The sequence below is a fragment of the Leifsonia virtsii genome (assembly GCF_030433675.1).
GTDB lineage: Bacteria > Actinomycetota > Actinomycetes > Actinomycetales > Microbacteriaceae > Leifsonia > Leifsonia virtsii.
The window spans coordinates 205,459-219,198 of record NZ_JAROCB010000001.1 but is presented as its reverse complement, the minus strand read 5'-3'; the positions used below and the strand labels follow the sequence as shown (position 1 = coordinate 219,198).

Below are 13,740 nucleotides of genomic sequence, written 5' to 3'. Positions count from 1 at the left end.
GCGTGACCCAGCACCAGCCCGACGCCGAGCGCCCGGAGGCCGAAGAGGCCGCCGGGCGCTCCGGCGCGCCGGCCGAGCGCGGCCGCGGGCTCTCCCGCCGCGGCGTCCTCGGCCTCGCCGGGGCGACGGTCGGCGCCGGACTCGTGGGCTTCGGCGCAGGCATGGCGGTGGACCGCGCGGTCGCCGGAGGCTCGCCCGACTCGGCCACCTACCCGTTCTACGGCACGCACCAGGCCGGCATCACCACGCCGGCGCAGGACCGCCTCCACTTCGCCGCCTTCGACGCGGCGCCCGGCCTCGACCGCGACGGCCTGATCGAGCTGCTGCACGACTGGACGGTCGCGGCGGCCCGCATGACGCAGGGCCGGCCCGCCGGGAAGTACGGCCCGGCCTCCGGGCCGAGCGACGCTCCGCCGGACGACACCGGGGAGGCGCTCGACCTGCCGCCGGGCGGTCTGACGCTGACCTTCGGGTTCGGGCCCACGCTGTTCCGCGCCGCGGACGGGACCGACCGCTTCGGCATCGCGTCCCGTCGGCCGGAGGCGCTCGTCGACCTTCCGCGGTTCGCCGGCGATGCGCTAGTCCCGGCGATCAGCGGCGGCGACCTGTGCGTGCAGGCCTGCAGCGACGACCCGCAGGTCGCCGTGCACGCCATCCGGAACCTCTCCCGCATCGCTTTCGGCCGGGCTTCGATCCGCTGGTCGCAGCTCGGCTTCGGCCGCACCTCCTCCACCTCCCGCAGCCAGACCACGCCGCGCAACCTGTTCGGCTTCAAGGACGGCACGGCCAACATCAAGTCCGAGGACCAGTCGGTCGTCGAGGACCAGGTGTGGGCGTCCGCCGGCGACGGCGCGGGGTGGATGGCGGGTGGCTCGTACCTCGTCGCCCGCAAGATCCGCATGGTCATCGAGACCTGGGACCGGCAGCAGCTCGGCGAGCAGGAGCGCATCATCGGGCGGGACAAGGGCGAGGGCGCGCCGCTCTCCGGAGGGACCGAGTTCACCGAGCCGAACTTCCTCGCGGTCGCGAAGGACGGCGGCACGAAGATCGACCCCGACTCGCACGTGCGCCTGGCGCATCCCAGCGTGAACGGCGGCGCCCAGCTGCTGCGCCGCGGCTACAACTTCGTCGACGGCAACGACGAGCTGGGGCGGCTGAACGCCGGCCTGTTCTTCATCGCGTTCCAGCGCGACCCGCGCACGCAGTTCATCCCGATCCAGCGGCGCCTCGCGACCAACGACCTGATGAACGAGTACGTCCGCCACGTCGGCTCCGGCGTGTTCGCCGTGCCACCCGGCGCCACCGAAGGGTCGTACGTCGGCGCGGGCCTGTTCGCCTAGCCCATCCGGCGCCTCCTCCGGACCAGCGCCCGGAGCGGCCGCACCGCCGCGAGCGCCGCGGTCGCGATGAGCAACCCACCGCCGACCAGGGTCAGCGTGTCCGCTCCGACCCCGCCGGTGAACGGCAGGACGGGCACCGGCACCTGGTGGTTCACGATCGGGTCGAGCTCGGTGGCACCGTCCGCCGTGACGGTGACGACGACGGGAGTGGTCAGGAGCAGGAACCCCGCCGGCGCCCGGGTCTCGACGAGCCGATACTCCCCCGGCCGCAGCCCGGTCAGCCGGAACTCGCCGGCCAGCGGGTCCTCGTCGGCGCCGGCGCACGGTGCGGCGGCGCAGTCCTCGAGCTCGACCGCCGCTCCGCCGCCGGTCGGCTCGAGCCGCCACGCCGATCCGGCAAGCAGATTGCGGCCCGGCGTCGCGTCCACCTTCCACCAGGAGAGGTCGCCGACGCGGATCGCGACGGTCGCAGTGCACCGCGGGTCGGTGGATCCGGGGAAGCAGTTGCTTCCGGAGGGCGCCGACACGACGGTGTTCACCATCGACCGGTCGCCTTTCACGGGACTCGTGACCGTGACGGAGTAGCCGATCGTCACCGTTCCGCCCGCGGCCAGCGCACCCGACCACGACAGCACGGGAGCCGTGTAGACGGCCCCACCGGTGGCATCGCCGTTGTAGGTCGCCTCCCGCAGCACGTCCGAGAGGTCGTCGGTGAAGGTCGCCGGAGCTGCCGCGGTGAAATCGAGCCGGCTCGTGTTCGTCACTCGCACCGTGTAGCGGACCGTGTCACCCGGGAGCGCAGCGTCGGTCGAAGCCGTCTTCTCCACGAGGTAGGACTGCACGGACGTCGAGGTGGATGCGCTGCACTGGACGGCGCACGACGGACCGCCGGCCACGGTGTTGACCAGGGCGCCGTCGCCCGCGCCCGGCTGATTCACCGTCACGGAGTAGGTGATGGTCGCGCTGGCTCCGACGGCGAGGGCCCCTTTCCACGAGAGGACCGAGCCGTTCAGGACCGCGCCGCCCGTCGCGTCCCCGTTGTACGTCGCGTCGTCGCGCACCCGCGAGAGGTCGTCGACGAACGAGGCGACGTCGGCGCCGACCCCGCTGAACGCCGTGCCGCCGGTGTTCTTCACCACCACCGTGTAAGACACCTTCTCGCCCGGATGCACGACGGCGGGCGGCGGGGGCTCGACCGTCTTGCTCACCGAGAACGACTTCGCCGCGTTCATGACGGTGCAGAGGTAGTCGTGCGGGGCGCCCACCGGGATCGTGACCGTCCAGCTCGGGTAGGCCCCGCTCGTCGCGACCGTGGTGCCGGGGTTCGTCCGGTCCGCGCACGTGAGGACGCCGTTGTAGTGCTCCGGTGCCGCCTGAGAACCGGGAGCGAGCGTCTCGGCGATCGTGTACGTGCCGGGAGCCACACGCGTCGCGGCGCTCGCGCTGACGCCCGTGCCGCTGGTCGTCGCCGCGGCGAGCGTCGCTCCGGCGCCGTCCTTCGCCGCGACGGTGAACTGGTCGGCCGCGTAGACGCGCGCTCCGCTCACCGTCTTGGCGACCGTGAGCGTCGGGCAGAGCGCCGTCGACGTCACCTGCGCCATGAACCCCTCCGCGCTCGACGTGCTGCCCACCTGGACCAGGATGGTGTTCGTCGCGCCGGAGACGAATCCGCCGAGGACCGTGCTCACCTGGTTCCCCGCCTTGAAACCCCAGCCGTCGTACGGGCTCTGCGTCGTCGAGGCCGCCAGCCGTCCGTTGACCCAGACACCGCGCACGGTGTTGTCGGCATACCAGTCCATGGCGAGCCGGAACGTGGCGGCGTCGACCTTCGGGTCGAGTTGGAAGGTGTACTGGTAGTAGAAGTTCCCCCAGTCGCTGTTCTGGTTGCGGCCGGTCGCCGGTGGCACGTAGCGCCCCGAGATCCACTGCGCGTTGTTGAAGGGGCTGGTCAGCCAGGCGTTGTTGACCTTCCCCACGTACGCGTTGCTGTAAGACACCGTCCCGGGCAGCGAGGGGTTCAGCGGACCCTGCGGCGTGGGGGCGTAGCCCCAGTTCAGCCCGAGGTCGCCCGTGCCCGCGGCGACGCTCCAGCGCTCCTCCACCGCGCCGTCGGCCGCGATGCCTCGCTTGCTCTGCGAGTAGCCGGTGTTGAAGATGTTCGGGTCGGCGTCGCACCCGATGGTCGGGATCGCCGCCGCGAGGGACACGTGCTGCGGCGCCGCGCCGATCGCCAGCAGCACCCCGAGCACGGCCCACACGGTCAAAGCCAGCGCGGTCCTGGCGCGGCGACGTCTGCGCCGGCCGCCATGAAACGACGTCATCCCCACTCCTCAGCCGGGGATGCCTCACCCCCTCGCCTGTTAAGACGGTGGCGGCGGGCGGGCGACGACGCGGTGGCCGCTCCTATAACGGCAATGGCGGCAATGGCGGCAATGCAGGCGATGCGGGTGCGTTCAGGATCCGGCGCTCGGCGTCGGGCTCGGCACCGCTCCCTTCGAGACGGAGTAGTTGGCGACCCAGCCGTTGTCGCCGGCGTCGGTCACCACGACGAGGACCCCGTACGTGCCGTTCGAGAACGTTCCGGTGCCGCCGCCGTTGGGCCCTTGCGCGCCGAACTCGCCGCTGAAGCCGGCGTCGGTGAGCTGCTTCTGGATGCCGGTGTACGCGTCGCTGCCGGAGACCTTCACCGTGACGTTCCACACCTTGCTCTCGCCGGAGCCGAGCGCGGCGCCGAACACGACGTCGCCGCTCGCGAGCGGCACCTCGCTCGGGAAGTCGCTCGGCACCGATGTGCCGCCGATGTCGACGTTGCCGCCGGAGACGTCCTTCACCACGCTCTGGAAGCTGCAGCCGGCCAGCGCGGGCGCGGTACCCAGGAGCAGGGCGGCGGCGAGCGGGAGGGCCAGGAGGCGGGTGCGGCGGTTCATGCCCCCATTCTCGCCGACGGGCGCGCGCCCCGCACCACAGCATCCCGCACCCGCATCCGTGGGACGCGACACGCCGCTATGGCGAGACCATAGCGGCGTGTTGCGACCCACGGATGGGCAGGGTCAGACGGAGGCGTCCTGGCGCTTGAGGCGTGCGGCGGCGCGGCCGCGCGCGGTGGCGTCGAGCTCCACCTTGCGGATGCGCACGGCCTCCGGGGTGACCTCGACGCACTCGTCGTCGCGGGCGAACTCGAGCGACTCCTCCAGCGTGAGCTGGCGCGAGGGCGTCATCGACTCGAACGTGTCGGCCGTGGAGGAGCGCATGTTGGTGAGCTTCTTCTCCTTGGTGATGTTCACGTCCATGTCGTCGGCGCGCGAGTTCTCGCCGATCACCATGCCCTCGTAGACCTCCTCGGTGGGGTTCACGAAGAAGGTCATGCGCTCCTGCAGCGCGATGATCGCGAACGGCGTGACGACGCCCGCGCGGTCGGCCACGATGGAGCCGTTGCTGCGGGTGATGATCTGGCCGGCCCACTCGTCGTAGCCGTGCGAGATCGCGTTCGCGATGCCGGTGCCGCGGGTCGTGGTGAGGAACTCGGTGCGGAAGCCGATCAGACCGCGCGAGGGCACGATGAACTCCATGCGGACCCAGCCGGTGCCGTGGTTCGCCATGTTCTCCATGCGGCCCTTGCGGGCGGCGAGGAGCTGCGTGATCGCGCCCAGGTACTCCTCGGGAGCGTCGATCGTGAGGTGCTCGTACGGCTCGTGGGTCTTGCCGTCGATCTTCTTGGTGACCACCTGCGGCTTGCCGACGGTCAGCTCGTACCCCTCGCGGCGCATCTGCTCGACCAGGATGGCCAGCGCCAGCTCACCGCGGCCCTGCACCTCCCACGCGTCGGGGCGGCCGATGTCGAGGACGCGCAGCGACACGTTGCCGATGAGCTCGCGGTCGAGCCGGTCCTTCACCATGCGCGCCGTCAGCTTGTGGCCCTTGACCTTGCCGACCAGCGGCGAGGTGTTGGTGCCGATCGTCATCGAGATCGCCGGCTCGTCGACGTGGATGGCGGGAAGCGGACGCACGTCCTCCGGGTCGGCCAGGGTGTCGCCGATCATGATGTCGGCGAACCCGGCGACGGCGACGATGTCGCCCGGGCCGGCGGACTCCGCCGGGTAGCGGTCGAGCGCCTTCGTCATCAGCAGCTCGGTGACGCGGACGTTGTGCACATCGCCGTCGTGGCGCACCCAGGCCACGGTCTGGCCCTTCTTCAGGGTGCCGTTGAAGATGCGGAGCAGTGCGAGGCGGCCGAGGAACGGCGACGCGTCGAGGTTGGTGACGTGCGCCTGCAGCGGCGCCTCCGGGTCGTAGCTGGGAGCCGGGATGTGCTCCAGGATCGCCTCGAACAGCGGCTCGAGGTCGTCGTTGTCCGGCAGCTCGCCGTTCGCGGGCCGGTTGCGGCTGGCGGCGCCGGCACGGCCGGACGCGTACACGACGGGCACGTCGAGGATGGCGTCGAGGTCGAGGTCGGGCACGTCGTCGGAGAGGTCGCTCGCGAGGCCGAGGAGCAGGTCCTGGCTCTCGCCGACGACCTCCTCGATGCGGGCGTCGCCTCGGTCGGTCTTGTTGACCGCGAGGATGACGGGCAGCTTCGCCTCGAGCGCCTTGCGCAGCACGAACCGGGTCTGCGGCAGCGGGCCCTCGGACGCGTCCACCAGCAGCACGACGCCGTCGACCATGGAGAGGCCGCGCTCGACCTCGCCGCCGAAGTCGGCGTGGCCCGGGGTGTCGATCACGTTGATGGTGATCGGCCCGTCGGTGGCGTACTTTCCGTTGTACGAGATCGCCGTGTTCTTGGCGAGGATCGTGATGCCCTTCTCACGCTCCAGCTCGTTGGAGTCCATCGCGCGCTCCTCGACGTGCGCGTGCGCGTCGAAGGAGTTGGTCTGCTTGAGCATGGCGTCGACCAGCGTGGTCTTGCCGTGGTCGACGTGGGCGACGATCGCGACGTTTCGCAGATCGTCGCGGCGGGCGACGGCGTTCTCGGACATGCGTGCAGACTCGACTCTCGTCAGAAGGAAGAAGGGGAACGGTCCATTCTATCGTGGATCCGCTCCCCTTCCGCCGTGTCCGCTGTGAGCGAGCGCCGGACGGCGACTACAGCCCCTGCGCGACCGGGGGCTCCGGCTGCTGCGGCTCGGGCGTGACGGCCGGAACCGCGCCGGTCTCGTCGGCGCCCGCGGCGAGCAGTTCGAGCCGCAGGGCGCGGCGCGCGCGCTGCTGGTCCGGGTCGGGAAGCGGCACCGCGGCGAGCAGGCGCTGCGTGTACGCCTCCTTCGGGTACCGCAGGATCTCGTCGCGCGTCCCGACCTCGACCAGGCGGCCGTGGTGCATCACCGCGATGCGGTCGGCGAGCACGTCGATGACCGCGAGGTCGTGCGTGATGAAGAGGCAGGCGAAGTTCATCTCGCGCTGTAGCTGCTGCATCAGCTCCAGGACGCGCGCCTGCACCGAGACGTCGAGAGCGCTGGTCGGCTCGTCGGCGATGAGCACCTGCGGCTTCAGCGACAGCGCGCGGGCGATGCCGACGCGCTGCTTCTGGCCACCGGAGAGCTCGTGCGGGAACCGGCTGCGGTACGCCCGCGGCAGCTCGACGCTGTCGAGCAGGCGGTCGACCTCCTTGGAGAGCTCCGCGCCCTTCAGGCCCTTCGCCAGCCGCAGCGGCTCGCCGATGGAGTCCGCGATCTGGAGGCGCGGGTTGAGCGACGACGACGGGTCCTGGAACACGATGCCGACGTTGCGGTGCAGCTTGCGGATCTCGTCGCGCCCGGCGTTGCTGATGTCCTGGCCCGCGACGACGAGCTTGCCGGAGTGGATCGGCAGCAGACCGATCGCGGCGCGGCCGAGCGTCGTCTTGCCGGAGCCCGACTCGCCCACGAGGCCGACGACCTCGCCCTCGTGGATCTTCAGGTCGATGTCGGTCGCGGCGCGGAACGCCGGGACGCGGCCGTGCTTCGGGTACTCGATCGCCACCTTCTCGAAGTCGACGACGACCGGACGCTTGTCCATCTCGGCCTTCTCGTGCTCCGCCTGCGCCGCCCGCTCGTTGGCGCGGATGCGCTCGGCGAAGGCGGCGTCGGGGTTCTCGGTGCCCGCGGCGAGGGCCGCCGTGGTGTCGATCTCCTCGTCCTCGCGCTGGCCGAGGTGGGGCACGGCGTCGAGCAGGGCGATCGTGTAGGGGTGCTTCGGGTTCGCGAAGACCTCCTTCACCGTCCCGGCCTCGACGATGTCGCCCTTGCGCATCACCACGATGTTGTCGGCCAGGTCGGCGACGACGCCCATGTCGTGGGTGATCAGCAGGATGGCGCTGTCGAGCCGGTCGCGGAGGCTGCGCAGCAGCTCCAGGATCTCGGCCTGCACCGTCACGTCGAGCGCCGTCGTGGGCTCGTCGGCGATGAGCAGCTTCGGGTCGCACGAGATCGACTGGGCGATCATGGCGCGCTGGCGCTGACCGCCGGAGAGCTGGTGCGGGTAGGAGTTGAACGCCTTCTGCGGGTCGGGCAGCTCCACCATGGCGAGCAGCTCGAGCGCGCGCTCCTTCGCCTCGTGCGGCGACATCCCGAAGTGGATGCGCAGCGTCTCGACGATCTGGAAGCCGACCGTGTAGACGGGGTTCAGCGCCGTCATCGGCTCCTGGAAGATGACGGCCACCTGGCGTCCGCGCACACGGCGCATCTGCGGCTGGGTCAGCCCGGTGAGCTCACGCCCGTCGAGCTTGATCGAGCCCCGCACGCGGGAGTTCTTCGGCAGGAGGTCGAGGATCGCCATCGAGCTCGCACTCTTGCCCGAGCCGGACTCGCCCACGATGGCGAGCACCTCGCCCGGACGGATCTGGTAGTTCAGGTTCTTCGCCGCGGGCACCCACGTGTTGTCCACACCGAAGTCGACGGAGAGGCCGGTCACCTCGAGGACGGGGCCGCCGGTCACGGTCGCCGTTCCTGTCGCGTTGGTCTCGGTCATGTTCAGAGGTTCCTTTCGGGGGCGTTCTCGGGGAATGAGAGCATGGGTCCATGCCCTACGTCTCCCCCGCCGAACGCGAGGTTTTCGTGTCCCGGTTCAACCGGGTCCTTGCCGTGCTGATCTGGGCGGCCGCCGCCGCGCTGACCGTCGGCCTGCTGCTGAGCGTCCACGACGCCCGGCTGCTGTACATCGTGCCGGTCGCACTGTTCGCCTTCGTCGCCTGGGCGATGCTGTGGCGACCGAACCTCACGGTGGGCGACGACGGACTGCTCGTCGTCAACGTGACGCAGACCGTGCGCATCCCGTGGGAGGCGCTCATCGCGGTCGACACCAAGTACGCGCTGACGCTGTACACGCCCGGCCGCAAGTTCCCGGTCTGGGCGGCTCCGGCGCCCGGGACGACCCGCACGCTCCGCGCCACCCGCAACGAGACGCGCGGACGCGTCGGCCGGCCGAGCGTCGAGGACAGCCTGCGCCGTCCGGGCGACCTGCTCTCCACCGAGTCGGGCGCCGCCGCCGAGGTGGTGCGCCGCCGCTGGGCGGAGCTGCAGGACTCCGGCGCGATCGAGGCCGGCCGCGCCGACGAGACGCCGGTCGCCGTGCGCTGGCACGTCGCGTCGCTCGCGGTGCTGGTGCTGCTCCTCGGCGGCACCGTCGCCGCGCTGCTCCTGGCCTGAGGCCGGGAGCAGCGCGGCGGGTGCGCTGATCACAGCACGTCCTCCGCGAGGGCCGCTCCGGTCTTCGGCGTACGGCCGTCGCCTTCGCCCTCCTCCGGCTCCTGCTCGCGCATCTTGCGCAGGTTGAACCGGCGGTGGCGCGGGTCGAACGCGTCGCGCAGGCCGTCGCCGACGAAGTTGACGAGCAGCGCGAGCGTCACGATGAACGCACCCGGCCACCAGAACAGCCACGGCCGGGTCTGGAACGCCGACTGGTTCGAGCTGATCAGGAGGCCGAGGGAGACGTCCGGCGGCTGGATGCCGTAGCCGAGGTACGACAGCGCGGTCTCCAGCAGGATGGCCGAGGCCATGATGAGCGTCGAGGAGACGATCACGACGCCGATGGCGTTCGGCAGGATGTGCTTGAAGATGATGCGCGTGTCCGAGGCGCCGGCGACGCGCGCCGCCTCCACGAACTCCCGCTCACGCAGCGAGAGGAACTCGCCGCGCACCAGTCGGGCGATGCCCATCCACGAGAAGAACCCGAGCATGAGCGCCAGGAAGAACGCACCGAGGCCGCCGAAGATGTGACCGACGACCGAGCCGATGACCAGCGCCGGGATGACGATGAACACGTCGGTGATGCGCATCAGGATCGCGTCGACCACGCCGCGGAAGTAGCCCGCGACCGCGCCGACCACCACGCCGACGACGCTGGCGATCAGGCCGAGCACCACCATGACGAGGATCGAGTTCTGGATGCCGCGCATCGTCAGAGCGAAGTAGTCCTTGCCGATGCGGTCCTGGCCGAACGGGTGCAGCCAGGTGGGGGCGCCCTGCTGGAACTGGTCGTTCAGCTCCTTGTAGTTGTAGCGCCACCATCCGGGGATCGGACCGAGCCCGATCGCCGAGATCGAGAAGATCAGGATCAGGATGAACAGGATCGCGCTGGCGACGGCCAGGCGGTTGGAGAGGAACCGCTTCCAGACCAGCTTTCCCTGGCTGACGGGCGGCGAGCTCGGTGCTTCGAGCTCATCGGCGATGCGAGTGCTGTCGGCCATCAGCGGACCCTCACTCTCGGGTCGAGCGCGGCGTAGGAGAGGTCCGCGAGGAAGTTGAACAGGATCGCCATGACCGCGATCACCAGGAAGTAGCCCATCACGGGGTTCAGGTCACCGCGGTCGAGACCGCTGGCGAACAGGAAGCCCATGCCCGGGATCGCGAACACGCGCTCCGTGATGATCGCTCCACCGAGGAGGGCGCCCACGTCGAATGCGACGAGCGTCGTGATCGGGATGAGCATGTTGCGGAAGGCGTGGCGCACGATGACCGTGCGCTCCGGCAGGCCCTTCGCCCGCGCGGTGCGGATGAAGTCCTGGTTGAGCACCTCGAGCATGCCGGCCCGCGAGTAGCGGGTGTACGACGCGAACGAGATCAGGAGCAGCGCGATGGTCGGCAGCACCAGGTGGGTGAACGTGTCGAGCCCGGTGACCCACATGTCGCCCTCGAGGCCCGGTGTCGAGGAGCCGACCGTCGCGATCGGGCGGCCGTTGGTGTCCTGGAAGTACTGCGGCCAGGCCTGCATGAAGCGGTCGACGATGATCAGGAAGCCCGAGACGATCGTCACGATGACCGCGATCCGCATGTTCTGGCCGCGGTCGTAGCCGCCGACGAACCAGCCGATGGCGAGGCTCACGATGATCGCGACGATGGCGAGGATCACGATGGTGCCGACGGTCGAGACGTTGAACAGCGGCTGCAGCGCGAAGTAGCAGACCAGGCTGACCGCGCCCGCGATGGCGGCGGAGAGCAGCGCCCGGCGGTTCTGCAGGCCGGCGATCAGCGCGGTCGCGCCGATCACGGTCGCCGCGATCAGGATGATCATGACCACCGGGCCGAGACCGGGCGTCAGGAACCAGTTGGTCACCGACATCAGCAGCAGCACGCCCGCGGTGGCGACGGTCGCGATCCCGAAGGTGATCAGCCGCCGCCTGCGGTCGCCGCCGATCAGCGACTGCCAGATCAGGCCGGCGATCACGCCGATGATGACCGCCGCCCACCACGGGATGGTCGGGTGCGCGAGGAAGTTGTTGAACCCGATCGCGACGAACTCCTTGAGGAGAACCGCGACGAGGAACGCCGGCAGCGAGTACAGGAAGAAGCTGAGGAACGTGACGACGTTGTCGAGTCCGCTGTACTGCCGGAGGGCGGTGACGATGCCGATGGTGACACCGAGGAGGATCGCGAGGATCAGGGCGAGCGTGACCAGCTGCACCGTCGAGCCGAGCGCCTGCGGCAGGATGTCGACGACCTTCGCGTTCGACACCGTGGACCCGAGGTCGCAGGCGTTGGCGAACGGGATGAGGCACTTCGCCGCACCGCCGAGCCAGAGCAGCCAGCGCAGCGGCGGCACCACATCCAGCTGCAGCAGCTGGACGCGCGCGCTGATCAGCTGCGTCTTGTTGGGGGAATTGCTGCTTCGCAGGTCCTGGAGCGGGTCGGCGCTGTAAGCCACCAGCATGTACATCAGGAACGAAGCGGCGATGATGATGAGCACTGAGACCAGAAGTCGTCTCAGGATGAAACTCGCCATAGGTTCAAAACCTTCACTGACAGGACGCGCCGTATCGGGGTGCGGCGGAAGGGGGGTTGCCGCCAGGCGCGTATCTCAAGGGGAGGACGGATCACGTCCACCGATACATGATACGGGGCGCCGGCTGAGAACCGACGCCCCCGCACGAGAGTGCCCGGGGTTCACCCGGGCACTCTCGCTTACGGAGCTGTTACTTCTTGGAGGACTTGACCGACCACTCCCAGAAGTTCCAGAACGGACCGGTCTGGTTGCCCATGTACTTCACGCCGTCGACGCGAGCATTGACACCGAAGACACCGGGCAGCTGGAAGAGGGGCAGACCGTAGCCGTCCTTGAAGGTGGCCGTGTCGATCTGCAGCTCGAGCTTGGTCAGCTCGTCCTTGTCCAGCGTCGTCTGGGTCTGAACCGCGACATCGTTCATCGCGTTGTAGCGGTTGTAGTTGCCGCCGCCACCGGTGGTGAACAGCTGCGGGATCTGCGACGTGCCGGCGCCCGGGCTGATCCAGCCGAAGAGCGACGCGTCGTAGTCACCACCCGGGAGGAGCTTGCTCCAGTCGGGCGAACCGGCGTTGACGATCTTGAAGCCGGCCTTGGCCGCCGAGGCGGAGATGGCCTGGAACTCGTCGACACGGTTCGGGTTGTTGGTGTTGTAGAGGATGCGCACGGTCGGGGTGGCACCGTTGAGGAGCTTCTTGGCGCCGTCGATGTCGACCTTGCCGTAGGCGTCCGAGCCGTTGCTCTTGATCGCGTTCGCGTACTCGTCCTGGTTCGGCAGCCAGATCTGCGAGTCGAGCACCTTGGCCTTGGGGTTCACCGGGGTGACGATCGAGTCCAGGATCTGCTGGCGCGGGATCGTCTTCAGGAACGCCTCGCGCACCTTCGGGTCGGAGAAGACCTGCGAACCGAAGTTCAGGTCGAGGTGGTCGTACGACGCCTGGTCGCCCGTCAGCACCTTGGCGCTCGTGTTCTTCAGAGCGGTCAGGGTGTCGGCCGAGGCCTGCGGGTTGATGATGTCGACCTCACCGTTCTGGAGAGCGGTGACCTGGGCGTTCGCGTCCGGGATGATGCGGAAGACGATCTTGTCGACGTTGCCCTTGTTGTCGCCCCAGTAGTACTTGTTCTTCACCATGGTGATCGACTGGCCGGGGGTCCAGGAGGAGACCACGAACGGGCCGGACGCGACGAGGAGGTCCTTGTCGGTCGGGAACGCCGTGATGTCGTAGCCCGTGTTGACGAAGTCGGCCGCCTTCTTGAGGGTCGGGTCGGCCGGCGCCGGGTTCTTCGGGTCGCCCTTGGGCAGGCTCTTCAGCAGCTTGGTCAGGTCGGCGGCCGACGAGAGGCCCGCCTTCTTGGCCACGATGTGAGCCGGCTGCGCGAGCGGGTTGAAGAGCTCCCAGTCCACGAAGGGCTTGGCGTACTTCAGCGTGATGGTGCGGTTGTCGTTGCTGACCGTGGGGTACGACGTCTGGTCGATGCCCGCGGTGCCCGCGGCCGGGGTGAAGTACTGCGTGCCGGAGGTGACGTCGCCCGAGTTCGGGTCGAGCGTCGCCGAGTCGTAGTAGCCGGACTGCATGGCCCAACCGAGGACCATGTCGTCGGCCGTGACGGGCTCACCGTCGGACCACTTGGCGTTGGAGGGGAGGGTGTACTTGACCGTCAGCGGGTCGTCCGACGTCTTCTCGAAGGTCCCGAAGCTCTTGTCGTGGACGATCTTGTAGTTGTTGTCGATGTACTGGAACCCCGAGCCGTACGAGCCGTCGAGGTAACCGACCTGGCCGTTGGTGTCCAGGTTGCCCTGCGGGGTCTGCGAGTTCAGCGAGGTCAGGTCGTTGACGACCGCGACCGTGACGGTGCCGCCCTTGGCAGCCGACGAGGTGCTGGTGCTCCCGGACGTGGTGCAGGCAGACAGGGCGAGCGCGGCGACGCCGGCGACGGCGACCGCACCGACAGCGAACCTGCCCCTTCTTCCGTTGATGTGCAATGTTCCTCCTGTGCGAAGTGTGCGACGGCACAGGCATGCGAGAAGCCTGGTCCGCGCGGGATAAGAATGACCCTAGGTATCGCCGCCAGCGATTGCAAAACAGGGCGAGAAAACGTTACAGACTGGTAACTCAGCCGGCGGATTCCTGCGCGAAGCGCACAAAAACGATGGATTCGTTCGCATCATGCAACGATCCGACGGTTCCGTGCCCGGCCTGGCAGGATGCAG

The 13,740-nt window shown here is 69.3% G+C and carries 9 protein-coding genes; 2 read left to right on the top strand and 7 right to left on the bottom strand.

What is annotated here, in order from left to right; all coding sequences use genetic code 11:
• Positions 1-2: 2 nt before the first annotated feature.
• The gene (efeB, locus tag P5G59_RS01035; protein ID WP_301215145.1) at positions 3-1,340 is read left to right on the top strand and encodes an iron uptake transporter deferrochelatase/peroxidase subunit; all 1,338 of its coding nucleotides are present in this window, start codon (positions 3-5) and stop codon (positions 1,338-1,340) included.
• On the opposite strand, the gene P5G59_RS01030 is transcribed toward efeB, so the two are convergent.
• The 4 genes from P5G59_RS01030 to P5G59_RS01015 form a co-directional block, all read right to left on the bottom strand.
• Positions 1,337-3,661 (bottom strand): DUF7927 domain-containing protein, encoded by a 2,325-nt coding sequence (locus P5G59_RS01030; RefSeq protein ID WP_301215143.1) that lies wholly within the window; start codon positions 3,659-3,661, stop codon positions 1,337-1,339. The genes efeB and P5G59_RS01030 overlap by 4 nt on opposite strands.
• A gap of 132 nt (positions 3,662-3,793) precedes the next feature.
• Positions 3,794-4,267: a hypothetical protein gene (locus P5G59_RS01025; RefSeq protein ID WP_301215142.1), complete on the bottom strand. Its 474-nt coding sequence runs from the start codon at positions 4,265-4,267 to the stop codon at positions 3,794-3,796.
• 123 nt (positions 4,268-4,390) lie between these two features.
• A complete protein-coding gene (typA, locus tag P5G59_RS01020) occupies positions 4,391-6,313 on the bottom strand; it encodes a translational GTPase TypA (protein WP_301215141.1) in 1,923 nt (640 codons plus the stop codon).
• A 106-nt stretch (positions 6,314-6,419) separates the two neighbouring features.
• Positions 6,420-8,282, bottom strand: coding sequence for an ABC transporter ATP-binding protein (locus tag P5G59_RS01015; protein ID WP_301215140.1), 1,863 nt, complete (start codon positions 8,280-8,282; stop codon positions 6,420-6,422).
• Positions 8,283-8,332: 50 nt separating this feature from the next.
• On the opposite strand from P5G59_RS01015, the gene P5G59_RS01010 reads away from it, so the two are divergent.
• Positions 8,333-8,959 (top strand): PH domain-containing protein, encoded by a 627-nt coding sequence (locus P5G59_RS01010; protein WP_301215139.1) that lies wholly within the window; start codon positions 8,333-8,335, stop codon positions 8,957-8,959.
• A 29-nt stretch (positions 8,960-8,988) separates the two neighbouring features.
• Here P5G59_RS01010 and P5G59_RS01005 read toward each other — a convergent pair whose 3' ends face one another.
• From P5G59_RS01005 to P5G59_RS00995, 3 genes are all read right to left on the bottom strand, one after another.
• On the bottom strand, positions 8,989-9,999 hold the full coding sequence (locus P5G59_RS01005; RefSeq protein WP_301215138.1) for an ABC transporter permease: 1,011 nt from the start codon (positions 9,997-9,999) through the stop codon (positions 8,989-8,991).
• Positions 9,999-11,531 carry an ABC transporter permease gene (locus P5G59_RS01000; RefSeq protein ID WP_301215136.1) on the bottom strand — a complete coding sequence of 511 codons (1,533 nt, stop codon included), beginning with the start codon at positions 11,529-11,531 and terminating at the stop codon, positions 9,999-10,001. The genes P5G59_RS01005 and P5G59_RS01000 overlap by 1 nt, the downstream gene beginning before the upstream one ends.
• A 190-nt stretch (positions 11,532-11,721) precedes the next feature.
• A complete protein-coding gene (locus tag P5G59_RS00995) occupies positions 11,722-13,512 on the bottom strand; it encodes an ABC transporter family substrate-binding protein (RefSeq protein ID WP_301215134.1) in 1,791 nt (596 codons plus the stop codon).
• Between the last annotated feature and the right edge of the window lie 228 nt (positions 13,513-13,740).